General features: G+C 42.2%; 19 protein-coding genes. 15 read left to right on the forward strand and 4 right to left on the reverse strand.

Annotated elements, in window-relative coordinates; genetic code table 11:
* Positions 1–40: 40 nt before the first annotated feature.
* Positions 41–2,299, reverse strand: a complete 2,259-nt coding sequence (gene clpA / locus ABUE20_RS14975) for an ATP-dependent Clp protease ATP-binding subunit ClpA (RefSeq protein WP_408620758.1) — start codon at positions 2,297–2,299, stop codon at positions 41–43.
* Between the two features lie 61 nt (positions 2,300–2,360).
* A complete protein-coding gene (gene clpS / locus ABUE20_RS14980; protein WP_408620759.1) occupies positions 2,361–2,681 on the reverse strand; it encodes an ATP-dependent Clp protease adapter ClpS in 321 nt (106 codons plus the stop codon).
* A 203-nt stretch (positions 2,682–2,884) separates the two neighbouring features.
* On the opposite strand from clpS, the gene cspD reads away from it, so the two are divergent.
* From cspD to ABUE20_RS15015, 7 genes are all read left to right on the forward strand, one after another.
* On the forward strand, positions 2,885–3,100 hold the full coding sequence (gene cspD / locus ABUE20_RS14985; protein ID WP_408620760.1) for a cold shock domain-containing protein CspD: 216 nt from the start codon (positions 2,885–2,887) through the stop codon (positions 3,098–3,100).
* A gap of 173 nt (positions 3,101–3,273) precedes the next feature.
* Positions 3,274–3,918: a pseudouridine synthase gene (locus ABUE20_RS14990; protein WP_408620761.1), complete on the forward strand. Its 645-nt coding sequence runs from the start codon at positions 3,274–3,276 to the stop codon at positions 3,916–3,918.
* Between the two features lie 169 nt (positions 3,919–4,087).
* Positions 4,088–5,197, forward strand: coding sequence for a tRNA 2-thiouridine(34) synthase MnmA (mnmA, locus tag ABUE20_RS14995; protein WP_408620762.1), 1,110 nt, complete (start codon positions 4,088–4,090; stop codon positions 5,195–5,197).
* The gene (hflD, locus tag ABUE20_RS15000) at positions 5,197–5,820 is read left to right on the forward strand and encodes a high frequency lysogenization protein HflD (RefSeq protein WP_408620763.1); all 624 of its coding nucleotides are present in this window, start codon (positions 5,197–5,199) and stop codon (positions 5,818–5,820) included. Before mnmA ends, hflD begins: the two co-directional genes overlap by 1 nt.
* A gap of 26 nt (positions 5,821–5,846) precedes the next feature.
* Positions 5,847–7,214, forward strand: coding sequence for an adenylosuccinate lyase (purB, locus tag ABUE20_RS15005; protein ID WP_408620764.1), 1,368 nt, complete (start codon positions 5,847–5,849; stop codon positions 7,212–7,214).
* Between the two features lie 54 nt (positions 7,215–7,268).
* Entirely contained in the window at positions 7,269–8,417 is a 1,149-nt protein-coding gene (locus tag ABUE20_RS15010; protein ID WP_408620765.1) for a JmjC domain-containing protein, read from the forward strand.
* Between the two features lie 166 nt (positions 8,418–8,583).
* The gene (locus tag ABUE20_RS15015; protein WP_408620766.1) at positions 8,584–9,282 is read left to right on the forward strand and encodes a DUF2982 domain-containing protein; all 699 of its coding nucleotides are present in this window, start codon (positions 8,584–8,586) and stop codon (positions 9,280–9,282) included.
* 119 nt (positions 9,283–9,401) lie between these two features.
* Here the strand turns inward: ABUE20_RS15015 and ABUE20_RS15020 are convergent, their stop codons facing one another.
* Positions 9,402–12,767 (reverse strand): glycosyl hydrolase, encoded by a 3,366-nt coding sequence (locus tag ABUE20_RS15020; RefSeq protein WP_408620767.1) that lies wholly within the window; start codon positions 12,765–12,767, stop codon positions 9,402–9,404.
* Between the two features lie 816 nt (positions 12,768–13,583).
* On the opposite strand from ABUE20_RS15020, the gene ABUE20_RS15025 reads away from it, so the two are divergent.
* The gene (locus tag ABUE20_RS15025) at positions 13,584–15,038 is read left to right on the forward strand and encodes a hypothetical protein (RefSeq protein ID WP_408620768.1); all 1,455 of its coding nucleotides are present in this window, start codon (positions 13,584–13,586) and stop codon (positions 15,036–15,038) included.
* 147 nt (positions 15,039–15,185) lie between these two features.
* Here the strand turns inward: ABUE20_RS15025 and ABUE20_RS15030 are convergent, their stop codons facing one another.
* Positions 15,186–16,328, reverse strand: a complete 1,143-nt coding sequence (locus tag ABUE20_RS15030) for an amidohydrolase (protein WP_408620769.1) — start codon at positions 16,326–16,328, stop codon at positions 15,186–15,188.
* Positions 16,329–16,566: 238 nt separating this feature from the next.
* Here ABUE20_RS15030 and otsB point away from each other — a divergent pair, with 238 nt between their 5' ends.
* The 7 genes from otsB (at position 16,567) to ABUE20_RS15065 (ending at position 25,458) form a co-directional block, all read left to right on the forward strand.
* Complete coding sequence (otsB, locus tag ABUE20_RS15035) at positions 16,567–17,304, forward strand: trehalose-phosphatase (protein WP_408620770.1); 738 nt, start codon at positions 16,567–16,569, stop codon at positions 17,302–17,304.
* Complete coding sequence (locus ABUE20_RS15040) at positions 17,304–19,100, forward strand: glycoside hydrolase family 15 protein (RefSeq protein WP_408620771.1); 1,797 nt, start codon at positions 17,304–17,306, stop codon at positions 19,098–19,100. Before otsB ends, ABUE20_RS15040 begins: the two co-directional genes overlap by 1 nt.
* Entirely contained in the window at positions 19,097–20,482 is a 1,386-nt protein-coding gene (locus ABUE20_RS15045; protein ID WP_408620772.1) for an alpha,alpha-trehalose-phosphate synthase (UDP-forming), read from the forward strand. Before ABUE20_RS15040 ends, ABUE20_RS15045 begins: the two co-directional genes overlap by 4 nt.
* A 307-nt stretch (positions 20,483–20,789) precedes the next feature.
* The gene (gene eat, locus ABUE20_RS15050; RefSeq protein ID WP_408620773.1) at positions 20,790–22,124 is read left to right on the forward strand and encodes an ethanolamine permease; all 1,335 of its coding nucleotides are present in this window, start codon (positions 20,790–20,792) and stop codon (positions 22,122–22,124) included.
* Between the two features lie 50 nt (positions 22,125–22,174).
* Positions 22,175–23,569 carry an ethanolamine ammonia-lyase subunit EutB gene (locus tag ABUE20_RS15055; protein ID WP_408620774.1) on the forward strand — a complete coding sequence of 465 codons (1,395 nt, stop codon included), beginning with the start codon at positions 22,175–22,177 and terminating at the stop codon, positions 23,567–23,569.
* The gene (gene eutC, locus ABUE20_RS15060) at positions 23,566–24,375 is read left to right on the forward strand and encodes an ethanolamine ammonia-lyase subunit EutC (protein WP_408620775.1); all 810 of its coding nucleotides are present in this window, start codon (positions 23,566–23,568) and stop codon (positions 24,373–24,375) included. Before ABUE20_RS15055 ends, eutC begins: the two co-directional genes overlap by 4 nt.
* 321 nt (positions 24,376–24,696) lie before the next feature.
* On the forward strand, positions 24,697–25,458 hold the full coding sequence (locus tag ABUE20_RS15065) for a methyltransferase domain-containing protein (RefSeq protein ID WP_408620776.1): 762 nt from the start codon (positions 24,697–24,699) through the stop codon (positions 25,456–25,458).
* Positions 25,459–25,780 lie beyond the last annotated feature (322 nt).

Raw genomic sequence — 25,780 nt, forward strand, 5'->3', positions numbered from 1 at the left:
CTCAGGCTGGTTTTTTGCTTTATAAGAATGAGTACAACGACTAAAGCTGCTCTTCAGCAACCTTGTTATAAGCAAAAATCAGTTCGTCACCCTCAACACTGACATCAACATGTCCCCCGTGATTTAACTGACCAAACAAAATTTCATTTGCCAGAGGTTTGCGCAGCTGTTCTCGGATCATTCGAGCCATTGGCCGTGCGCCCATCAGCGGATCGTAACCTTTTTTGGCTAACCATTCCCGAGCCTGATTATCGACTTCGAGAGATACACCATTCGCATCCAACTGAGCTTGGAGTTCAACAATAAACTTATCAACAACCCGATCAATGACGTTTTCATCCAATGAATTAAACCAAATGATACTGTCAAGGCGGTTACGGAACTCTGGAGAGAAAATCCGATTAATTTCTTCCATCGCATCATAACTATGATCTTGTTGTTTAAAGCCAATAGTACTGCGCTGGGTCTCTTTCACTCCGGCATTACTGGTCATAACCAAGACCACGTTTCTAAAATCAGCCTGCCGACCGTTATTATCGGTTAAGGTGCCATGATCCATCACCTGCAATAACAGGTTAAAGACATCTTCGTGCGCTTTCTCGATTTCATCCAAAAGAACCACACAATGAGGGTGTTTTAATACGGCATCCGTCAACAATCCCCCTTGATCGTAACCCACATAACCTGGAGGCGCACCGATCAAACGGGATACCGTATGCCGTTCCATATATTCGGACATATCAAAGCGAATCAGCTCGATTCCCATAGCTTTAGCCAATTGCTGAGTTACTTCAGTTTTTCCGACCCCAGTAGGCCCCGCAAATAAAAACGACCCAACTGGTTTTTCCTCAGCCCCTAATCCAGAACGATTTAACCGAATCGCATCCACTAAAGCATCAATGGCTGGATCTTGCCCGAAGACCATCATTTTTAAAGTATCACCTAGTGTTTTAAGGACTTCACGATCAGTAGAAGACACTTTCTGTTCTGGAATGCGCGCTATTTTAGAAACAATAACTTCAATGTCAGTCACACCAATCGTTTTTTTACGCCGGCTAGCAGGAAGCATCCGCATGTTAGCACCAGCCTCATCAATCACATCAATCGCTTTATCAGGTAGATGCCGTTCATTGATATATTTGGCAGCTAATTCAGCAGCAGCTCGAATCGCTTTATTGGTATACCGAACATCATGATGTGCTTCATAGCGGCTTTTCAAGCCCATCAAAATTTTAGTGGTATCATCAACACTCGGTTCAACGATATCGATTTTCTGAAAACGACGCGCTAAAGCCCGATCTTTTTCAAAAATCTGATTGTATTCCTGATAAGTCGTTGATCCCATGCACCGCAACACACCATTACTCAACAATGGTTTGATAAGGTTGGCTGCATCTAACTGGCCACCAGATGCGGCACCGGCTCCGACAATCGTATGGATTTCATCAATAAACAAAATCGCATTATCAGCCTGTTCCAATTGTTTCAGTAATGTTTTAAACCGTTTTTCAAAATCACCTCGATACTTAGTTCCCGCTAGCAAGGAGCCAATATCCAGAGAATAAATGGTAGCCCCTTTAATCACATCAGGCACTTCATCGTGAACAATGCGATAAGCCAATCCTTCAGCAATCGCTGTCTTGCCGACCCCAGCCTCGCCCACTAGCAATGGATTATTTTTTCGGCGACGACACAATACTTGAATGGTTCTAGAAAGTTCACTGTCTCGACCAATCAATGGGTCAATTTTACCATTCAGTACCTGCTGATTTAGATTGGTCGCAAAATTATCCAGTTGTTTTTGATCTTCAGATGCAGTGACTTCACTCTCTTCAGCGCCCATACTATTCGGCAGCTCATCATCCGCTTTACGAACACCATGAGAAATATAATTGACGACATCCAGCCGACTGACATCCGCACGTTTGAGGAAATAAACAGCCTGACTTTCTTGTTCACTAAAAATGGCAACCAATACATTAGCGCCGGTTACTTCATGATTTCCCGATGACTGGACATGAAAAACAGCACGTTGCAAAACACGTTGAAACCCCAATGTGGGTTGGGTTTCACGTTCGCTGTCGTTAGGTGGAATAACAGGTGTAGTTTGCTCAATAAAATTATTAAGCTCTTCTTTTAGCTGGGACAAATTCACTCCACAAGCTTCCAGAGCTTCCCGAGCCGACGCATTGTCGATGAGGGCGCACAATAAATGTTCAACCGTCATGAATTCATGGTTTCTTTGGCGAGCTTCTTTGAACGCCTGATTCAGAGTAACCTCTAGTTCTTTGTTCAACATAGCTGACTCCTGCTAAACGACTCAACATCATTAACATTGACGATGTTGGTAAAAAATATTCTCAGGCCTTTTCCATAGTACAAAGCAATGGCTGCTCATTCTCCTTCGCGTATTGATTCACTTGTACCATTTTTGTTTCTGCCACTTCAGCAGTAAATACACCACAAACACCCTTACCATTATAATGAACAGTTAGCATGACCTGTGTGGCTTTTTCAAGGTCCATATTAAAGAAAAGTTGTAACACCTCAACGACAAATTCCATAGGGGTATAGTCATCATTATTCAGTATGACCCTGTACATTGAAGGCGGTACGACTTCTGTTCCAAGATTTGTTTTGGTTAACTCTTCAAAGTCTAGCCAACCTGATGATTTACTCATAACTCAAATATAGTATTAAAGACTCTCAGCTACCACATTAACCAGTTTATGTCGACAACGCCAGCAGATTTGAAAATTGTCACTTGACTGCTGGAACATTTTTACTAGATTGTAATTTGTCGCCGAAAATCATTACTTAAATGACACAATTTACATAATGATGGTGGCAAATTGGTAAGAACACAAGTATAGGGATATGTCGTATGCCAACCGGAACAGTTAAATGGTTTAATAACGCTAAAGGATTTGGGTTCATTTGCCCAGATCAAGGCGGTGAAGATATTTTTGCACATTACTCAACCATTCAAATGGAAGGGTACCGTACTTTAAAAGCCGGTCAGCACGTTCAATTTGAAATGCAGCAAGGCCCCAAAGGCAATCATGCCGTCAGCATCGTTTTCGATGAAGAGTCTAAATAAGCTGCGCTCAATGTAAGCAAATAGCCAAAGCAGGTCATTGACCTGCTTTTCTTCATTATTATTCGGTGATCTAAAAAATAATCAACGATCGCCCTAATTACCTGTATATCCTTCATCTTCTTTATTGTTAAGGCTTTGCTACAATAAGGACAAATACTTTTACTCTATTTCATATGCCGATTTCGCATCAAAAAGCACTCCCATCGCCCATTCGAGTCGTATTACTCAATAAACCATTTCAGGTTTTATGTCAGTTTAATGATGAACAAGGACGTCAAACGCTGGCTGATTTTATCCATGAGCCAGACATCTATGCCGCAGGAAGATTAGATCGAGATAGTGAAGGACTTCTGTTATTAACCAATCATGGCCCCTTACAACACCGTTTGGCCGAGCCTTCACAAAAAATGCCCAAGACTTACTGGGCTCAAGTCGAAGGCGATATTACGGAGCAAGCGTTACAGCAATTGCAACATGGCGTTCAACTTAAGGATGGCCTAACTCGCCCGGCTAAATCTCAAAAGATAGCGCCTCCCAAACTCTGGGAGCGAAACCCTCCGGTTCGGTTCCGGCAAAATATTCCAACCAGTTGGTTGTCACTCACCATTACCGAAGGTCGTAATCGTCAAGTCCGTCGCATGACGGCTGCCGTAGGATTTCCGACTTTACGCTTAATTCGAGTTCAAATCGGTCCCTGGAAACTGACGTCATTACAACCCGGGGAATCTCGAGACATAAGTGGGGACCCACAAATTGCGACGCTTTTAAAATCACCTAAAAGAAAGTCGTATCGTTCTCCTCGTTCCCCACAACGTTAAAGCTATATAATAAGGGCCGTATTCAGCTTATATCCTCCAGATGAAATTGACATGGCATTCAGAGGGGATTGGATTTACACCCAACTTAGCCATTTAAGCTCAACCGCCCATAGTGATCAGGGGATCAGATTCTGCTAGAATTGCCTCAAATTACAGGTAATGAATAATCATGAACGAAAACAGCAACAAAAAAGTAATCGTCGGCATGTCTGGTGGGGTTGATTCATCAGTCTCAGCTTATCTTCTTCAACAACAAGGCTATCAAGTTGAAGGACTATTCATGAAGAACTGGGAAGAAGATGACGGAACAGAATATTGTTCTGCAGCTGCCGATTTAGCCGATGCTCAAGCTGTTTGCGACAAACTGGGGATTGAATTACATACAGTTAATTTCGCAGCTGAGTATTGGGATAATGTATTCGAACATTTTCTGGAAGAATACAAAGCTGGACGAACTCCCAATCCAGATATCATGTGTAATAAAGAGATTAAATTTAAGGCGTTTCTTGAATTTGCAGCAGAAGAATTAGGGGCCGATTTAATCGCTACCGGACACTATGTCCGCAATACTTTCCAGGATGGACACTGGAAAATGCTGCGAGGTCTAGATCCCAACAAAGATCAAAGCTATTTCCTATACACACTGAGTGAAAAACACATGGCTCAGACGCTGTTTCCAGTAGGCGAACTCGAAAAACCCGATGTTCGAAGAATTGCCGAAGAACAAGGGTTAGTGACAGCGGATAAAAAAGATTCGACCGGGATCTGTTTTATCGGTGAACGTAAATTTACTGAATTTTTACAACAGTATCTTCCAGCACATCCTGGGCCTATCGAAACTTGTGAAGGTGAAATTATCGGAGAACATCAAGGGTTGATGTACCATACGCTGGGTCAACGTAAGGGATTACACATTGGCGGAATGAAAGACGCCAATGAAGAGCCTTGGTATGTCGTTGATAAAGATGTTGAACGTAATGCGCTCATTGTCGGTCAAGGTCATGATCATCCTCGGCTTCGCTCTGAAGCTATGTTAGTGAAGCAGCTTCACTGGGTGGATCGCCAAATAAAGGCCGAGTCATTTCGATGTGTCGTTAAAACCCGATATCGCCAAGCCGATATTCCATGTAGGGTTGTTCCTCAAGATAGCGATACTTTGATCGTTAATTTCGATGAATATCAAATCGCGGTCACCCCGGGACAATCAGCTGTCTTTTATCAAGGAGAAACTTGCTTGGGCGGTGGGATTATTGAAGCTCGCTATAAGGAACAACAGTAATGCCTCATACCATGCAAGAACAAGTTATTGCTTTTGCCGGATTGTGTCAGGCTGCACATCTTGTTCAACAATTTGCCCGGGATGGACAATGCGATAATAATGTATTTATAGTTTCCCTAAAAAGCTTATTACAAACGGATCCTCCAACAACCGAATCGGTATATGGTTCAATAGCTTCATTACGAGTTGGCCTTCAGACCATGCGTCAACAGCTCGGGAACCAAAATGAGCAACGTGATCCTGAAATCACTCGTTATTTAATCGGTTTGATAGCGCTCTCCCGACGACTACTCAAACGAAATGATATGCAATCGATGCTCGGAGAACGATTATCTCAGGTCAAACGGCAACTTACACATTTTGAAATCACTGATGAACAGGTGCAAGCTAACCTGGCATCCATTTATAGTGATATTATTAGTCCTCTTGGAAGCCGTATTCAGGTCACCGGAGAGGCTCGTTTGCTGCAGCAAACCTCTGTCCAGAATAAAGTCAGAGCGACACTCCTTTGTGGGATTCGTGCTGGTGTATTGTGGCAACAGGTAGGAGGCAAACGGTTGCAGCTTATTTTTGCAAGAAATAAGCTACTTTCACATGTTGAAACATGTCTATCACAGCTCTAAGCACTAACAAAAAGCAGGAGAACGCTATGGAACTGTCAGCTCTGACAGCCATTTCCCCCATTGATGGCCGTTATGGTGACAAAACAATTGAGCTTCGTTCGCTATGTAGCGAATTTGGCTTAATAAAATACCGAGTCACTGTAGAGGTCCGCTGGCTACAAAAACTAAGTACGCATCCGAACATCGTTGAAGTTCCAGTATTTAGTGATCATGCAAATCAATTTTTAGAAGATATCATCAGTTCATTTAGTGAACAGGATGCCGCTCGAGTCAAAATGATTGAGCGAACAACCAATCATGATGTAAAAGCGATTGAATATTTTCTTAAAGAAAAAGTGGCTGATCAGCCTGAAATTGCAGCTGTCAGTGAATTTATTCATTTTGCTTGTACTTCTGAAGATATTAATAATCTATCTTATGGGCTCATGCTCAAAGAAGCACGGGATCACGTACTGCTTCCTTATCTGAATCAACTGCATGATGCTATCGTTGAACTGGCACATAAAAATGCAGATATTCCTTTACTCTCCAGAACCCACGGCCAACCCGCATCACCGTCAACCGTCGGGAAAGAAATGGCCAACGTAGCCGCTCGGCTGCGTCGCCAAATCCGTCAGGTGACCCAAGTTGAATTATTAGGGAAAATCAATGGTGCCGTAGGGAACTACAACGCACATTTAAGCGCTTATCCTGACATCGACTGGCATCAATTTTCAGAAGAATTCGTAACAAGCTTGGGGTTGATCTGGAACCCTTATACCACTCAAATTGAACCACACGATTATATTGCTGAACTATATGATGCCGTGGCTCGTTTTAATACCATCATTCTAGATTTCGATCGTGATATTTGGGGCTACATTTGTCTGGGGCACTTTAAGCAAAAAACTATTGCTGGTGAAATTGGCTCGTCAACCATGCCGCATAAAGTCAACCCAATCGATTTCGAGAATTCGGAAGGTAATTTGGGGATTGCCAATGCAATCTTTGGCCATCTCGCTCGCAAACTTCCTCTTTCCCGTTGGCAACGAGACTTAACTGACTCAACGGTATTACGTAATCTAGGGGTTGCATTAGGGTATTCGCTAATCGCCTATCAATCGACTCTCAAAGGGATCCGTAAGTTAGAAGTCAATGTTGCTAATTTGCAGAATGATTTGGATCACAACTGGGAAGTTTTAGCTGAACCTATTCAAACCGTAATGCGGCGTTATGGGATTGAAAAACCCTATGAAAAATTAAAAGAGCTAACTCGGGGTAAACGAGTTGATGCACAGATTATGCAAAACTTTATTGATAGTTTGGAGCTACCGACCGAAGTTAAGGAAGAACTGAAAAAGCTCACGCCTGCAAATTATATTGGACAGGCAACAAAGCTTGCTCAAGATATTTAATCTTATAAGATAGGTAGCTTGAGCTACCTATCTTTTCTAATGATAAATTCATCCATGAAACTTAATTTTGATATTAACCATTTTATGGTCGATCACTGGCAACGTGAACCGATCTTGATCCGCAATGCTATTGATTCATTTGTGGATCCTTTAACCATCGATGAACTAGCTGGGCTTGCAATGGAAGCAGAAGTCCAATCCCGAATGGTCACTATTCGCCAGGGGAATTGGCAATCCCAGGAAGGACCTTTTAGTGATTTTACTGAATTAGAACAGCCACAAAGTACATTACTTGTTCAAGCGACCAATCACTGGAATCCCCAATGTAGCCAATTGGCCGCATTATTTTATTTTATCCCTAACTGGCGTTTTGACGATGTTATGGTGAGCTATGCGACCCCAAATGGGGGTGTAGGGCCTCATATTGATCAATATGGTGTATTTATCATTCAAGGCAATGGTGAACGACACTGGCAAGTTGGAGCAAGACAGCTTCTCCCTGAATGTTCTAATGGCGGGGGACTTCGTCAGTGTGCTCCTTTTACACCTATCATCGATGAAACACTAAAATCAGGTGATATGCTGTATATTCCTCCAGGATGCCCTCATCATGGTACTGCGTTAACCAACTCGATGAGTTTTTCTGTTGGCTTCAGAGCCCCTGATCAATGTGAATTATTCAGCGCTTTCGCCGATTACCTGCTCGATCAGGAACAATCTTATACTCGTTATACTGATCCTGAGCTCAGTGCAGGTCATGCCTGGGGAGAAATTACCCGTCACCAGCAGCAAAAACTAGCCAGTCTTTTTCAAAGCATGGTGAATGATAGTCGCCAAATGCGAGATTTCTTCGGTCGCTATTTTTCTGAAACCCGGCGAGATATTGATATTGTTCCATTAACTGATGATGAACAATTTACATCGATTCAACAATTACAAACCCAATTGGAGCAAGGTTACCAACTTCGACGAGTTGAAGGCTTGAAAGTATTATATCTACAAGGACTCAACGAACTCTTCATTGATGGCGAATCCTATCCTTTTGAAGGGATCCCCAATTTATATCAATGGCTTGCTAATCAGATGGAGCCGGAATCAACCACATTGCAAAAGGCACTTTTAGATACAGCATTTGCAACGCTGCTATTAAATTGGATTAATCAAGGCTATTGGTTCTGGGAAAAACCAAGCTCAGACCAATAATATCAATCCACTCAGTGGTATTTTTCTATCAGTGAGTGGCATTTCATCACCCGCTTATTCTCCGGTCCATTATAGATCCGCTAAATCAGATCTTGCAGCATCGATACTTGAATTTATAATAATTGGGTAACATACTGCTTACATATATTTTTATCGGACCGCTGTCATGGAAACGATCAAATTCCCTTTGGCACATCGTCAGAATGGATCTTTTTTTATTCTGTCCGGTATTATTACAGCCTTAGTAAGCCTTCTATTGCTCTATATATTTGGCACGAAGCTGTTCAGTATCGCCGCTTCGTTCATGATCATTCTGGCCTACATTGGACTGCGCATTGGTTTTTCTAAAATAGTTCAACCTTACTACGGTGTTGTAGTTTGCCACGACCATCTTCAGTTTCACCATAGTTATGGCGGGTGGTCGCTGCAATGGTCCCAAATTCAGCGGATTGGTATTCCATATGTCGGCCGAGGATTTGAACGTCGGGAACTCGGATATATTGGGTTGCGTATCGTCGATTATCAATCCATCCTAGAGACCATCTCTCCTCGATTGTGTGCCCATTTATTAACCGAACAGCGTTCCGCTTTACTCGCAGCCTTGCGAGCTGATTGCTCGAACATAAACAGCGTTAGTGACCAGCTATTAGAAGATGACTATTTTGTCACTCAGGGAAAAACCTATCATGGGTTACTGGCGATGTTCGGTCAGCGAATGGAAAAATTACGCCAACTGACAGGCTATGATTTATTCATTGATCAAGGGGTCATCGACGAACCATGTGAGCAATTTCTTCCACTCATTCGCCAATACTTAGTCACCGGGAAAGCGGCTCTTTTACGTGCCCCAGAGTCAATTGAATGATTATAGGATGTCCCTAATCACACTTGCACAATCAAAATATTGATGCGGATGAAAAACAAAACACCCGATCAATTTTATCGGGCGTTTTTATTTTAACTCACTCTATACTAATAAATTGCCTACATACCTTTGAGGAGCAACTGCACCGGTCCAATCAGCCCTGAAGCACGCAGCGGTGCATCCGCTTTAAAGGTTGGAGCAGAAGTCCACGCTAAAGGTTTTGCCCCTTTTTGTTTATCACCTATCAGACGGTTCACCCAAAGGTTAGCCACTTTCACTTCCAGCTTATTCGCGCCTTGATGAACGAAACGGCTTACATCAACCATTTTTGGTGCATACCAAAGTGTGGCCACTTTTTTACCATTGACAAAGACTTGAGCTACATCCCCTACTTTGCCCAGATCCAACCACAGCGATTTTCCTTTATCTGGTACATTTGCAACATTTAACGTGGTTTGATATGACGTCGTTCCTGAAAAATATTTTACATCCGGGTTCGAGCTCTGCTGCAATGGCTGAAGCTGTTGCATAACTAACGGTTCCGGCAATTTCAAACCCTTCTCAAACGTAACCTGCCAGGGTCCTGTCACTTCTGAATGATGAAGTACTTTGGGAACCGCAACATTCCGATGAGTTACCTGAGTCGGCTGTTTAAATACCACATACAGCGATTGTTCTGGTTTTAGCTGCAGATCAACCTTAGTTTGGCCTGCTTTTTCACTATAACTAACCGCATGAGTCGAACCATCGACCGGATTCCACAGCATCGGCTGATAGCCGGAAACCCGAAAGGTTACCTGCTCTTGCATCGGGGAGCCCGTGCGATTATTCAGATAGTAGATATCACCTTTATCCAGACGACGATGAACGAACAATAACTTGTTCTGCTCAAAAGCATGATTATTCGTATTCACATCATGCGCAATCCCCAGTTTTATCAGTGAATCATCTAAATTATGGGTACTTTGATCAATCACATTGGAAAGCGACCAAATCTCATCCACCAATTGTCCAAATTGTTGGTGATCACCACTCATACTTGGGTTCGCTATAGGTTTCTGCCCTACGATGAGCCCACCTTGATGAGCTAATTTAGCGAGCTGTTTTAAAGTATCCAAGGTCATATATTGACTGGTGCCATAAAGGGCTATCACCCGATAATGCGCCCCTCCGGGGCTGACAAATTCAACACGGTCACCATTTTTGACCGCACTCAACTGTGCCAGCATATCTTTATTCAAAAAGTCATATGCATAATGTTTAGGGAGATCCGTTGGCTCACCCGATGCAAACATCGTGGTCACCGGTGTTTCCTCGCCATAGAATAGCCCGATATCCGCATTATAGTGACCTTGCTGCAGCAGATAGGCATTTCGAGAAATATAATCCACCCACGGACGCGCCATCTCAGCCCAAGTATCATGGCGGTTAAAATATTGTCCAAAAATAAACAGCGATAACCCTGGGAGTTTCGTATCTTCAGGCTGATGCACTGAAGTATGGATGACCGGTCGGTTAACCCCATATGCAAATTCTAAATCAATCACATGCTTCAGATCAGAAGGTGCAAAAGCCCAAGGCGAAAAAGCAGACGTCATTGATTCAGCGGCAACCAGATTCTGTCCATAGAAATGAGCCGTTGAGGCCGCCCCTCGAATATCCCCCAGTAGCCCCGGACGCGGTGCTTTTTTCTGATCATAAGCCCACATCGCCGCCATCGGCACATCGGTATAGTGACGCATGGCAATATCATCCCCTAATACGGGGCGTTGATCTTCGAGAGATTCACCGTAAACTTTAAGGTTAAACTGATGGGCCACTTTGGCAATTGTGCCGTAGTGATTTTCTGCCATCATTTCACCTAATGTCGTTCTAAAATCATAGAGGAACTGATCACTGGCTTTCGCTGAACCAATCAGGACACCGGTCAACGCAGGGAGCCATGGTTTCGCATCATAACCTCGGCGCTTTTTGAATTCCTGCAACATTTTCGGAGTCCAGTTGGAAGCACCAATTTCAACACTGTCAGTCACTAATGTCGTAATACCGTGTTTTCCCATCAACTTATCACCGACGACCGCTTTGTACTTATTCAAATAAGTCGTGATGTATTGCCGCACCGCATTAGCATCATATTTATCCACTTCCAGCCCTGTCGCTTCAGGTGTTGCCGGATGATTGGTTTTCCCAGTCAGTGACCACCCCATATGGATGATCTCCCAGTCGTGCCCTTTAGGGGGAACCCAACGAATAGTTCCATCCGCAGCAACCTTATCGGACAAGTCAACTACCTTCGTCAGTTGAACGCCTTTTTCATGAAACTGATTATTTAAATCGTAATAGTTATGAACGGTCGTAAACCCAGCTTTAGCTTGGAATTCTGAAATTTGTGGCTCCGGAGATAACTCAAATGCTTCAACCGATACACTGCCGGTCATCGCCGGTGGAAATAAATCTAATATTTCAGCGCCTTTAGCCCCACCCAGCAGATCAGCGGAAGAAGCCGGAGATTTAGGGGTGATAATCACCCGAAACTGCTTGGCAGAAACGGCATTAAAGCCAATGGTTGTCGGTGTTGCCATAATTGGGAACATACCCACACGCTGCCATTTACCATCAATTTTCGCCTGCAATTCAGCTGGGTTCAGTCGCTCTGGAGAAAACGGCATCAAGCCATCTTTGATCATCAATCGAGCTGAACGCAACGTTGTGGGTTGCTTGTAAGAAAGATAAAAAATAGCCTGATTATTATCATTAATTGGCACTGACAAAGTGCTCTGTGAAGAATGATCCGTTAGCGCTTTGCTATCCACCACATGGCCTGCAATAAGCACATCGGGTGTGTCGGTAACCGCTGCATATTGAAGTGGAACGGCATAAACGCCAATATCACCCGACACACTAAGAGCCTTGGCTTTTAGCTCATCTTTAGAATAAAGTGCGGCTGCATGAACATTCTGAAAAGGACCGGTAACCGTTGGATAATTCGGTAGTTTTTTAGCGATAGGCGCGCCACCTTTGACCACCATTTTGGACCAGGTGACTTTTTTCATCCCATCTTTGGGTTTAACCCACGGTCCACCGGTTTCACTCCAGCCTGCAGATGAAGCGATCCCGAATTCCATCCCGTAGTGATCGGCCTTTTCAACCGCGTGACGGAATGCTTTTTGCCATCCGGGAGTCATATAAATTAAACGATTAGGTACAATTTGTGGTGTCGGCATACTCGCATCAAAGTTATGCAACCCACCGATCCCCATTCGATGCATCCAAGCTAAATCTTTATCGATGCCATCAATGGTGATGTTGCCATTCATCCAATGCCACCATACTCGAGGTCGGGCTGAATTAGGAGGAGATATAAAATTTCTTTCCAGTACAGTTGTTTCAGCACTCGCATAAGTCGGTTGATAAATTCCGAGCGATACCGAAACAGCCAGCATACAGAATAAAAAGGGGGTTCTTTCTTGCTTGTTATGATTCATTTGCTCTTCCTAATCAATATAGTGACATTCTGAAGCTAACACGATAATCGAGGGCATCCCTTTCATGACTCTGAGTCATTCAAAACTCAGAGATAAAAAAACCCGAAATAATCCAACACGGATTCGTTTTGGATTATTTCGGGTTTTGCCCAATCTAATGGTTACAAGCCCGTTTTATATAATTATTAATATAAATTTAATAAATTTTTAACTTTATAAATTGCAATTAATTATCAGCATCAAATACAACCGAAATACTAAAATTTAATTTATAAAATTAAAATTAAAGATATATCCATATGTGATTTGGATCACAATGAACGTATGTAATCGGGTTCATTTGTGATGTGTATCACAAAAATATAATGTAAATTGTTAATTAACTATATAATTCTGATTTATCAAGGTACTAAGATATATTTAAATTAATGCCCTGAGATTACTATCACACTTTGATTCATTGCTGATTGTAAGAATCATAAAATTTGGTAACACTTAATACAAATCAGCATTAAATACAGTTTGTAAACGCAGGATTGTAACCGTTAATCGGGCAAAACCTGGATTTCCAATAGTTTTTATAACTAGTGGTGATCCAGGTTTTTTTATGCTCAAAATTCGTTGTAATTACATATCAATGCTTACTAACTCAAATAACCAAGTAATCAGGATGATAATACTACGTATATATCAATCTCTATAATCTGGTTCATTTGATAAAGGTAGTAAATTTTGAGCATTATAAATCTAAGTTTTTGAATGGCTTCATTAAATTAATGATGACTCGATAGAGGAATTTTAAAAGGGATATAAAATATGAAAAATATACGACGTAATCATTTAGCAGCATTACTAGGGATATATTTTTGCAGTATAGGGAACTCAGTCGCATCTGATTTTATTACACCTTTTGATCATGTTCCTCGGGATAACTGGTCATATACTGCCATCAATAAACTATCTGAAGATGGGCTGATTGACAAAAGTGAAGTTGAAACGAAAAAGCCCATGGAACGCTATCAAATTGCGGTCTTGGTCGCGAAAGCACTCTCTAAATATGATAATGCTTCAGCGGATGACCAAGCGCAAATCAACAAACTTCTCCGAGAATACAGTGATGATCTAAAAGCCATTGGTGTTCGACGTAAATCTCCGACACCCCAAGATACGGATACTTCTGAGAGCAAAACTCAAATTGCCAGTACAAATAAAGAACAACAGCCAGATAATACCTTGGAAGATACAAATCAGGATATTATTGTCGCATCTACAGATACGTCCAGTAATTTGGCCGATAAACCTAAAGTCTCCCACATTCAAACGGTGGCTTTTACTCAGCAAGATAAAAATAAACTGGAACATCTGCCAAATCTACGCGGTATCATTAAAAACTATTATTACAATCAAAGACGAGGAAATAAAAAAGTTAGCAATTTATATCAAGATGTGCGTTTAAGTCTTTATGGTAATATTAATAAACAGTGGTCATATGATTTCGACTTCCTGTATAAACCTAATGAAAATGAACGACTTGGTGGAGCAACCAACGATTTTAGATCAGTATTAGATACAGCTCCGGGGATGGCCAGTAATGGGGCTTCACTGACAGGAACCAATCTATTTAATACGAATACGACGGCAGTTATTGGTTATCAATGGATTGGTGTTCGCAATGATAACTGGGTTTATAACAATGGCCTCAAAGGGATCAGCTTATTTACCAAAGTTAAAGATGTAAATCTAGGTGCGCAATATGGACCTCTTGACTTAGTTTATAACCATGGATTTAGCCATAAAAATACGGCGGTTGTTCTCTCCGCATTCGGTAATATCAAAAATACCTATGTCGGGGGTATTCATTGGTATATCGATGATAAAACCAATAACTGGATCTATCGGATTAATGAGCTTCAAATTAAACAGCCGCTATGGAGAAACTGGATGCTCAACTTAACTGGGGCCAAATCTAATGATGATACTGAAAATAAACTTTATAGCTTGAAATTAAGTTATGGGGAAATGAATAGTCAAATTCCTGGCTCTTACTATCTCTATACGGATTATCACTACGTTGGAACTTATGCCACGCTCGAACCCGATGGTGATCGCGGGATCTCCAATGGAGTCGGTCTAAAAGGTTTCCGATTCGGTGTACGTTACGCACCATTTAAAGGTGTTCAGGTCCGTAGTTCGATTATGCCTTGGGATAAAGTTATCGCGACAGGTGACAGTGCACGAGTATTTAACATGGCAGTCTATGTTGAACTGTAATTCAGACATTGATATTACAGTTTTATACTCACGTTAAACTACCATCAGCTTTCCACCAAAACCGAGTACTGACAATATTCGGTTTCGGTGAAACATCAAATAATCAATAAGTTATTTGTTTTTCCACATTCCCAATAGCTATCTATTTTATCCACAATAATGGCGCGCAATATGCTCAAACATTTTCGCTGCGGGGACCAAAAGCTCATCTGGATAATCGAAGTCAATATGGTGTAACGGGGGTTGTTGTTCCCCTGAGCCCAATCCAAACATAGCACCGTTAAAATGTTCCGTAAAACATCCAAAATCTTCGCCCCATTTAAATGGCTGGGGACGATGATAAACTTCCTGCCCAAATTGATGACATATTTGTTCTAGTACATCAACCGCTTCAGTATGATTTTCACAGCTACGAAATATGTCAAGCCAGTCATAATGAACCGCTAATTGCTGGTCATGAGCAATCTGTTCAATTTGTTGCTGGAATTTTTTAGCCAACAGATCCATTCGTTCATTGCCCCAACAGCGCAATGTAAAATGCACTTCTCCATCACCAGGCATCGTGCCATAAGCAGTTTCCCCCATATGAACACAAATCGGTGTAATTAATTGAAAATCTGCTTTTTCAGGCTGATTCAAGCTCCATCGTTCAGCCAGCTGCAACAATTGTGCAATAGCATAAGCCGGACAAATTCCCTGTTCGGGCTCAGCGGCATGCGCAATTCGGCCTTTGAATTGAATCGCAATACTTTGAACTGCTGCGGTAAAATGTTGATGCCGTAAAACCACTTGTCCCAGTGGATATCCCGGCAAATTGTGATAAGCGAATGCGGCATCATACTGAACTCCCAGTTGTTTAAGAGCCCGAACCATCATCGGCCCCCCTTGGCCAGTCTCTTCTGCAGGCTGAAACAAGAGATCAACCTGCCCCCGAACCAAGGGAGTTTCGCTTAATTGAATGGCACAACCTAACAACGAGCTACAGTGCCCGTCATGGCCACAGAGATGCGCCACGCCAGCCGTAACACTAGCGTATGACTTTTCAGATGATTCCTGAATCGGTAAAGCATCAATGTCAGCCCTCAGTAAAATATTAGGCCCTTCATGGGAGCCTGAGAAACGGGCCAAAAGACCATTTTGATCTAAAGGGAATAATTGTGGCGGATGACGGAGCTTATTCAGTTTTTCAGTTAATAGTAAAATGGTATTTTTTTCACAGCCGGACAACTCAGCATGATGATGAATTTGATGCCTTATATTAGTTAATTCTAGTTTTAGCGATTGATTCATTATTATTAATGATATTTAATGATTGATATCCTATTATCATATCAATAAGTACAAATTTTTAAACTAATTATTTATCCATTATAGCTATATAAATGATTCATCTACTTAATTGCTCGATGTGAATATCTTACCAGATTAATATATGGATTTCATTAGCATAAACCATAGAAACTTGTTTTATGCTCCTATTCGCGTTATGTTTATAATAATAAAATTAGCGATAGAAGTGATAAAGTAGATGAAATTACCTTCATTAAATTTAGATCAAGCCGCTATATTTTTTGATTTTGACGGGACCTTGGTCGATTTACAACAAACACCGGATATGGTTGTGGTTAACTCTCGTCTTAAGCTAATGCTGACTCAGTTAAATATACAAACTAATCAATCCATTGCTATTATCAGTGGTCGAAGTATTGCATCGCTTGATCAACTATTGGACCTTTCTCAAATAACCCTAAGTGGTAGTCATGGCATGCAATATCGCTATGCCAATCAAACCCAGATCCTACATCACCCTGATGTTATTCCTATACAAGAATCCATTTATAAAGAAGCTAAACTCTTTTGTGAAACTCATAATTTATTATGGGAAGTCAAACCATTATCAATTGCCATTCACTACCGAAACAGACCAGAATTAGAAAACGTTATAGAAAAATTTTTACATAAATTTATTAAGCAAAATAATAAATTTGAAATTCAGGGAGGTAAATATATTCGAGAATTAAAACCAAGAGGAATTTCAAAAGCATCTGCACTAGAATTATTTATGCAGCACCCCCCTTTTAAGTCACTTACCCCTTGGTATTTGGGTGATGATATTACTGATGAAGATGCATTTAATTGGGTGAATCAACATCAAGGCATTTCAATTAAAATTGGAGAAGGAAAGACCCAGGCAAAATATCATATCGACACTCCAGATGATGTTTTGAAATTTTTTCAAACTAACCTAATCAAAGAGGAGTCATAATGATCGGAAATAGTCTCGAATTAGCATTAATAGGTAATTGTACCATTAGTGCTTTAATTAATAAGATGGGGGAAATAGTCTGGTGTTGTATGCCCAGATTTGATAGTGATCCGGTATTTGCTTCACTGCTAAAAACAGGAGATCCCAATACATTAAACGGTACTTATGGTATTGATCTAGATGAGTTTTCTTACAGTGAGCAATACTATCAAAAAAATACAGCCATACTAAATACAACCCTTTATGATCAACATGGTAACGGTGTATTAATCATCGATTTTGCTCCCCGATTCTGGCAATTTGGCCGAACTCACCGCCCAATTACTATTATGCGCAAATTGATCCCTATCGGCTCACCTAAAATTAGGATCCGACTGCGTCCTGCCGATAACGACACCAATGAACCCTATCGCTGCATTGAAGGAAGCAATCATATTAGTTATGTGGGTGCGACTCAGTCGTTACGATTAACCACAGACCTTTCAGTGATCAGCATTCACGATGAAAAATGGTTCATCTTAGATCAGGAACGTTCTCTTATTTTTGGCTCGGATGAAAGTATTGAAGAACCGATTGCTCATCTTACCAACCGCTTTCTTCAGGAAACTGAAACCAACTGGCAAAACTGGGTCCGCAACCTAGCCATTCCTTTTGAGTGGCAGGATGCCGTGATCCGCTCGGCCATCACACTGAAACTCAGCGCATTTGAAGATACCGGGGCCATTGTTGCTGCGATGACCACATCCATTCCCGAAGCACAGGGAACACAACGTAACTGGGATTATCGATTTTGCTGGTTACGTGATAGCTATTTCACCGTACATGCACTCAACCGGCTTGGGATTACTGCCACGATGGAACAATATCTCCAGTATCTGGTGAATCTGGCTGCCAGCTTGGATGATGAATATCTGCAACCCGTGTTTTGTATTAATGGCGATAAACAGATGGATGAACGAATCATTCATAAACTGGACGGTTATCGGGGTATGGGGCCGGTCCGCTTTGGAAATCAGGCTGCCGACCAGATCCAACATGATGTCTATGGCGCAACGGTTTTATCCGCGACTCAGATGTTTTTTGATGAACGCATTCGCCAACCTGGAAACCAGCGGTTATTTCAGCTTTTGGAAGCCGTTGGTGAAAAAGCCGTTCTTTATTATAACCAACCCGATGCAGGGCTCTGGGAGCTCAGAGGCAGCCAACATATTCATACCTTCTCCAGCATCATGTGCTGGGCGGCCGCAGATCGCCTTGCCAAAATTGCTAAAGTCATCCAATTACCCCAACGAGAACAATACTGGCAAAAGCATGCGACAACGATTCGTCAGGCGATCGATGAACATGCCTTTAACTCTGAATTAAATAGTTACACAGCGACTTGGGGCGGAAATACCATGGATGCCAGCCTGTTGCTCGCCTGCTCACTCGGTTATCTCAAAGGAGACGATCCTCGTTTTAAAGGAACGGTCGAAGCGATCGAATACCAGCTGCGTCCTCAGGGTAGTAAATATATCTTCCGTTATATTGTCGAAGATGATTTTGGTGCTCCGGAAAATGCATTCACCATCTGCTCATTTTGGTATATCGAGGCTTTAGCCGCTATTGGTCGAGTTAAAGATGCCCGAGCTCTATTTGAAGATCTACTGGAACGACGGAATCATGTAGGTCTACTCTCGGAAGATATCAACCCGATATCCGGAGAGCTATGGGGGAATTTCCCGCAGACTTACAGCATGGTGGGCATTATCAATTGTGCTCGCATTTTAAGCCAACGCTGGGAGGATGAACTATGAGCCGATTGATTATTGTTTCGAATCGAGTGGCCCGACCCGATGCACTCAATAAAGGATCACAAGGCGGATTGGCGGTTGGTGTTCTGGCCGCTATGGCCGATTCAGGCGGACTATGGTTTGGCTGGAATGGCCGGATTGAAAACCGCCCTGTTTCTGAAATTCGAGAAGAAAGTCGAGGTAATATCAATTTTGTAACCATCGGATTAAGACAAAACGAATACAATAATTTTTATCGGGGTTACGCCAATAGTGTGCTCTGGCCCCTGTTCCATCAACGGCCCGACTTAATGACCTATCGCCATCACTATCGAATGGGTTATCTGGGAGTCAATCGAAAATATGTGGATCATCTGCTTCCTTATTTAAAACCTGACGATACGATCTGGATCCATGATTACCAGCTGATCCCAATGGCTAAAATGTTAAGAGAAGCCGGTGTTTCATCGCCTATCGGATTCTTTTTGCATACTCCGTTCCCTCCCCTTGATTTGCTGCGGGCGCTTCCTGATCACAAAGATGTTCTAACCGAATTACTCAATTATGATCTGGTCGGATTTCATACGCTCACCGATGAAAGAGGATTTCATGAGGCCATTCGCTATAGTATGAAGGGCGATATCTCACCTTCTGGATTAATTGACTGTCAGGGCCATCAATTACAGACCGGTGTTTACCCGATCGGGATCGAAACTGACGATATTCCCGATCTGGTTAAAACTGGGAAACATTCCAAAGAATATCAACAATTAAAACTTGAATTAGGTGATCGTAAACTTCTCATCGGCGTTGATCGGCTCGATTACAGTAAAGGTTTGTTTCATCGGTTTAAATCGTATGAGCAGCTCTTAAAAAACTATTCTGATTTTCACCGTCGAGTGGTCTATATGCAAGTTGCCCCTACATCTCGAGGCGACGTGAAAGCTTACGGGCAACTAGCGCAACAGATTGATCAGGCCGCGGGCCATGTGAATGGAACCTATGCCGATTTTGACTGGACACCGCTGCGTTATCTCAATCGTGGATTTCGCCGCAATACCATTTTAGCTTTATATAACTTAGCCCATATTGGCTTTGTTACCCCACTACGGGATGGGATGAATCTGGTCGCCAAGGAATTTGTGGCAGCTCAAGATCCCGATAATCCAGGAGTGCTCATCTTATCTAAAATGGCAGGGGCTTCAGCAGAACTGAAAAGTGCAATTATCGTCAATCCCTATGATACTGAGGCTGTTGCCAATCATTTAGCCACAGCGATTCAAATGCCGCTGGATGAGCGAAAAGACCGATGGGAACAAATGATGGAAACGCTCAGACGTAATGATATTCAGGCTTGGCAGAGAAACTTTCGTCGGGATTTAGTACCCCGTCCCCATGCCATTTAAGCAGTCCATTCCTAAATTGAATCTCCCAACCTGAGTTTTATGTCAGTGACCCAACGATATTTACAATAACTTACGATAAAACTCAGGTTCATCCTTTGAGTTTATGTATAAAGCATACATTATTATGTCTATATGATTAACCACAGTGCATTTGCACTAAAAAGAGACAAGTATTTTAACATCAATCACTTTTGATGCAGCACCGTCCCCGATAAAACACTATGAAATTCATTCCTTTCCCGTAATTTCCATTTGGCCTGATAAATGCTCTGCTCCTGTCTACAACATGTAAAAAAGGAGTCAACACATGTCAGGTCAACAACTCAAACGATCTTTAGGTCCTTTCATTTTATGGGGACTTGGGGTCGGCTATGTGATTTCAGGGATGTATTTTGGTTGGAACTTGGGTCTTCCGGAAGGGGGTACCTTAGGGCTTGCCATTGCAACACTATTTATTATTGTCATGTATATCTGTTTTACTTTTTGCTATACCGAAATGGCTTGTGCGATCCCTCGCGCTGGAGGTGCATTTACCTATGCCGACCGAGCCTTAGGTCGCAAATGGGGATTCATCGCGGGGATGGCACAAAATATCGAATTCGTTTTTGCTCCGCCGTCAATTGCATTTGCAATCGCAGCCTACCTTAACCACTTTGTTCCCGGAGAACACACCGTGAGCATTGCCATTGTGGCTTATTTACTGTTTACTTTGGTCAATATTGTCGGGGTTCGTTTCGCGGCGATCTTTGAACTTGTCATCACCATTCTGGCAGTTTGTGAACTGCTACTTTTCACAGGTTTAACAATGCCTCATGTGGAATGGCATAATTTAGCCATCAACGCATTTCCACATGGTGTTTCCGGTATCTTCGCGGCGATTCCTTTCGCTATTTGGTTTTTCCTCGCTATTGAAGGGGTGGCCAATGTCGCAGAAGAAACGATTAATCCGCAACGAAACATCCTCATCGGCTTTGGCGCTGCACTTGCAACACTGATCGTTTTATGTCTGCTCGTCTTTGTTTGTGCCATCGGGGTGAACGGTTGGTCAACCGCAGTTTATGCACCAGGTAGTACCGATCCTCAAGATACTCCTTTAGTTTTGGTCTTATCTACCGTACTCGGTGAAGGTTCACCTTTTGTCCATCTACTGGTCGGTATTGGTTTGTTTGGTCTGATTGCTTCATTCCACGGCATTTTATTGGCCGGGGGACGAGCTACTTTTGAATTCGGACGTGTTGGTTATTTTCCAAAAGCCCTTAGCTATGTTCATCCTAAATTAAATACCCCGGTGAATGCATTGGTGGCGAATACCGTAGTTGGGATCTTGGCATTATTGACCAGTCGAACTGGCGAAATTATTACGATGGCCTGTTTTGGTGCGATTACGATGTATGCGCTATCAATGATCGCATTTTTGAAATTACGCCAAAATGAACCTGATTTGGAACGACCCTTTCATATGCCCAAAGGGGTCGCTGCAGCCTGGATCGCATTTGTCATTGCAATAGTGGCACTCGTTGCCATGACTGTATTCAACCTAATAATTGCCGCTATCTACTTTGTTATTTTAATCGGAACATTTTTGATTTTTGCTTGGTCATCTCGATCTCAAAACTCTGAACTGTCTCCTAAACTCGATTAATACTTAAAATGGGAGGTACATGTCCGTACCTCCCTAATGGAATTTCTCATATGGCTTACCATATTGATCTAGGTGCAAGCCGGTATCATTTTTCAGATTTAGCCACGTTAATGGCCAAAGCGACACCACTTCGCAGTGGTGATGTTTTAGCGGGTGTGGCTGCAACCAGTGCCGAAGAGCGTGTCGCGGCTCAGCTATGTCTTGCCGACCTACCTTTAACAACGTTCTTAAATCAGGTACTCATTCCCTATGAAGAAGACGAGATCACCCGCCTCATCATTGATAGCCACGATGCCCAAGCGTTTGCGCCTATCGCCCACCTAACCGTCGGTGATTTTCGAAACTGGCTCTTAAACTATGATACCGATGCCACACGGTTAGCCGCCATTGCACCAGGATTAACCCCTGAAATGGTCGCCGCAGTCAGTAAAATCATGCGGATGCAAGATTTAACATTAGTGGCTAGTAAATGTCAGGTTGTCACTCAATTTAGAAATACCATTGGCCTTAAAGGCCGATTATCGACCCGTTTACAACCTAACCATCCAACCGATGATCCAGCCGGGATCGCCGCCAGCGTACTTGATGGATTACTATATGGAAATGGCGATGCGGTGATCGGAATTAACCCGGCTACCGACAATTATCAAGCTGTAACCGACCTCATGAAAATGCTGGATGAAGTCATTCAACATTATCAAATACCCACGCAATCATGTGTACTCACCCATGTCACCACACATCTGCAAGCCATAGAACGGGGAGCTCCGGTTGATCTCGTCTTCCAATCTATTGCCGGAACAGAAAAAACCAATCAGTCTTTTGGTGTTTCAATGGCAATTTTAGATGAAGCATACGAAGCCGCATTATCATTGCACCGAGGAACCGTCGGCAATAACTGCATGTACTTTGAAACCGGCCAAGGGAGTGCGCTGAGCGCTAACGGGCATCACGGTCTTGATCAACAAACTTGTGAAGTTCGCGCTTATGCACTGGCTCGGCGCTATCATCCTTTGTTGGTGAATACCGTCGTTGGATTTATTGGTCCTGAATATCTGTATAACGGAAAACAAATTATTCGAGCCGGACTAGAAGATCATTTTTGCGGTAAATTACTCGGACTCCCCATGGGAGTTGATATTTGCTATACCAACCATGCTGAAGCGGATCAGGATGATATGGATGTCTTATTAACCCAATTAGGATGTGCTGGCGTCAATTATATTATGGGGATCCCCGGCTCAGATGACATCATGCTCAACTATCAAACAACCTCATTTCACGATGCACTTTATGCCAGATCGTTACTAAATCTTCGCCCTGCGCCTGAATTTGAACAATGGTTAATAGATAATCAAATCATGAATTCAAATAATCAGCTTACAGTACAAGGCCAACTCCCTGAATTATTTGCGCAATTATCTCTGCCTGGAGAGCAACGATGAGTCAAACCAAAGAAATTCTAATTCATGATCGCTGGCAATCCCTGCGTCAGTTAACCGATGCTCGAATCGCATTAGGACATGCTGGATCAAGCTTGCCTACTTCAGCTCTCCTTAATTTTCAACTATGCCATGCTCAGGCTAGGGATGCGGTCCTTCAACCATTGGATTATCAATCACTGCAACAGCAACTAGAAGCGTTACATTCCCCAGTATTTATCTTACACAGTCAAGCTCAGGATCGCAGACAATATTTACAACGACCCGATTTAGGTCGCCGACTGGATTCTCATTCACAACAACAACTTCGTGACTATTTAGCCGGAGCGGATCAGGGTGCTGATTTAGCCATTGTCATCAGTGAAGGTCTATCATCTGCCGCCATCAGTCATCATGCACAGCCTTTTCTAGACTTACTTTTGCCTCAAATCCAACAGCTACAACTCACTCTCGCTCCATTGACAATCGTCCAGCAAGGCCGGGTTGCCGTCGGTGATGATGTGTGCTTTACACTTAAAAGCAAAATGGTTGTCATGCTGATCGGAGAACGCCCCGGGCTCAGTTCTCCCGACAGTATGGGGATCTATTTCACCTACAATGCATATCCGGGAATTACAGATGAAAAACGCAACTGTCTTTCCAATGTTCGGTTAGCCGGTATGAGTTATCAACAAGCCTGTCATCGACTCAGCTATTTAATTCAAGGCGCTTTAAAATTGGGAGAAACCGGAGTACAGCTCAAAGATGAAAGCGAAGCCAGTGATCCCAAAGGGAGTAACTTTCTTCTGCCGACTCAATCGGCTCAATAGCACTATCATTAATAACTTAGGGTTAATCTTCGTAGTTTTGGATAGTGATCTGGAGCTAATATAAACAAGGGCGAAGTATGCCCCATGGGCATTCTCCACCAATAACATCTCTTGCCGCATAAATCAGGTTCAAAAGCTGGCTTATAGGTTCATTACCTATTTTAAGCCGATGATATTCGTTTAATTTTTGTATGGCATTCCCCCAGAACAACTCATTCCACCGCAATCCAATCTGAACAAAATACCACCATAAAAAACCGACTATTCTTAAAGCTCTTGCACCTTCATTTATCCAAGCATATAGTTTTGATTTTATTCATTATGACTGACCAGAATTTCGACCAACTAAGCCATAAATTCAATCGTAATATTTATGGAACAATCAAAGGGAAAATCAGAGCCGCAGTCCTGATGAATGATCTGCGTCAATATACCCCCATCACCACCCAACGGCTTCGCATACTGGATGCTGGTGGTGGATTCGGTTTTATTAGTCAACAGTTGGCAGCTCAGGGACATGAAGTCGTTTTGTGTGATGTATCCAAAACTTTATTGGATCAGGCTCAACATGCTATTGATCATCATCCCTCTCCCCTTCCCATCCAATTACTGCATTGTGCTATTCAGGATCTCCCCAAAGCACTCGGTCAATTTGATCTAATTTTATGTCATGCGGTTTTGGAATGGCTAGAGGACGGATTTGACACGCTTACCCATCTTAAAAGCTTTTTACGACAGAATGGCCGATTATCACTCATGTTCTATAATCAAGAAGCCCAACGATTTCATGCGTTAGTTTGTGGAAATTTCAGCTATATCCGCAATGGCCTCAAGGCTAAAAAGACCGTTCGACTCACACCAAGCCACTCATATTTACTTAAAGAGATACAACAATGGTTTCAACATTGGCAGTTAAACGTCTTACATACCAGCGGTGTCAGAGTGATTAATGATTACTTAAAAGCCGGAGCCCGGGAGCAATTTGATGATAATCAACTCATCGAAATGGAACTGAAGTATGCCGATCACCCTGCTTATATTGAATTAGGTCGCTATATACATATTATCGGCCAGTATAAATAGTTCAAAAATGAAAACAAAATGTTAAATTTTTGAAAAATAAATTAAATAAAAACTTCGCTATTAAAATGTATATCGAAAAGACACTGAATATATAAAAAAGTAATTATTGATATTTTTTAATGAACAGATTAATGAACTTGATCTAAATCAATATAATTTCGTTAAATATCGATTTGAAAATGTTCCTGATATTGGTCTATAAAGTAAAATATAGATACAAAAAAGTAACATTTTAGACCAATGAAATAACTCAATTAAAACAACTATAGTTAACCAGATAACATAATCAAATAATTACTGTAAAATGCGTCTTTAGACTCTT

It is taken from the genome of Celerinatantimonas marina (assembly GCF_046054165.1).
Classification (GTDB): Bacteria; Pseudomonadota; Gammaproteobacteria; order Enterobacterales; family Celerinatantimonadaceae; genus Celerinatantimonas.

What these genes read in the sequence shown, in the direction of transcription:
- clpA (WP_408620758.1), bottom strand. Translation starts at nt 2,299, where the DNA reads ATGTTGAACAAAGAACTAGAGGTTACTCTGAATCAGGCGTTCAAAGAA.
- clpS (WP_408620759.1), bottom strand. Translation starts at nt 2,681, where the DNA reads ATGAGTAAATCATCAGGTTGGCTAGACTTTGAAGAGTTAACCAAAACA.
- cspD (WP_408620760.1), top strand. Translation starts at nt 2,885, where the DNA reads ATGCCAACCGGAACAGTTAAATGGTTTAATAACGCTAAAGGATTTGGG.
- ABUE20_RS14990 (WP_408620761.1), top strand. Translation starts at nt 3,274, where the DNA reads ATGCCGATTTCGCATCAAAAAGCACTCCCATCGCCCATTCGAGTCGTA.
- mnmA (WP_408620762.1), top strand. Translation starts at nt 4,088, where the DNA reads ATGAACGAAAACAGCAACAAAAAAGTAATCGTCGGCATGTCTGGTGGG.
- hflD (WP_408620763.1), top strand. Translation starts at nt 5,197, where the DNA reads ATGCCTCATACCATGCAAGAACAAGTTATTGCTTTTGCCGGATTGTGT.
- purB (WP_408620764.1), top strand. Translation starts at nt 5,847, where the DNA reads ATGGAACTGTCAGCTCTGACAGCCATTTCCCCCATTGATGGCCGTTAT.
- ABUE20_RS15010 (WP_408620765.1), top strand. Translation starts at nt 7,269, where the DNA reads ATGAAACTTAATTTTGATATTAACCATTTTATGGTCGATCACTGGCAA.
- ABUE20_RS15015 (WP_408620766.1), top strand. Translation starts at nt 8,584, where the DNA reads ATGGAAACGATCAAATTCCCTTTGGCACATCGTCAGAATGGATCTTTT.
- ABUE20_RS15020 (WP_408620767.1), bottom strand. Translation starts at nt 12,767, where the DNA reads ATGAATCATAACAAGCAAGAAAGAACCCCCTTTTTATTCTGTATGCTG.
- ABUE20_RS15025 (WP_408620768.1), top strand. Translation starts at nt 13,584, where the DNA reads ATGAAAAATATACGACGTAATCATTTAGCAGCATTACTAGGGATATAT.
- ABUE20_RS15030 (WP_408620769.1), bottom strand. Translation starts at nt 16,328, where the DNA reads ATGAATCAATCGCTAAAACTAGAATTAACTAATATAAGGCATCAAATT.
- otsB (WP_408620770.1), top strand. Translation starts at nt 16,567, where the DNA reads ATGAAATTACCTTCATTAAATTTAGATCAAGCCGCTATATTTTTTGAT.
- ABUE20_RS15040 (WP_408620771.1), top strand. Translation starts at nt 17,304, where the DNA reads ATGATCGGAAATAGTCTCGAATTAGCATTAATAGGTAATTGTACCATT.
- ABUE20_RS15045 (WP_408620772.1), top strand. Translation starts at nt 19,097, where the DNA reads ATGAGCCGATTGATTATTGTTTCGAATCGAGTGGCCCGACCCGATGCA.
- eat (WP_408620773.1), top strand. Translation starts at nt 20,790, where the DNA reads ATGTCAGGTCAACAACTCAAACGATCTTTAGGTCCTTTCATTTTATGG.
- ABUE20_RS15055 (WP_408620774.1), top strand. Translation starts at nt 22,175, where the DNA reads ATGGCTTACCATATTGATCTAGGTGCAAGCCGGTATCATTTTTCAGAT.
- eutC (WP_408620775.1), top strand. Translation starts at nt 23,566, where the DNA reads ATGAGTCAAACCAAAGAAATTCTAATTCATGATCGCTGGCAATCCCTG.
- ABUE20_RS15065 (WP_408620776.1), top strand. Translation starts at nt 24,697, where the DNA reads ATGACTGACCAGAATTTCGACCAACTAAGCCATAAATTCAATCGTAAT.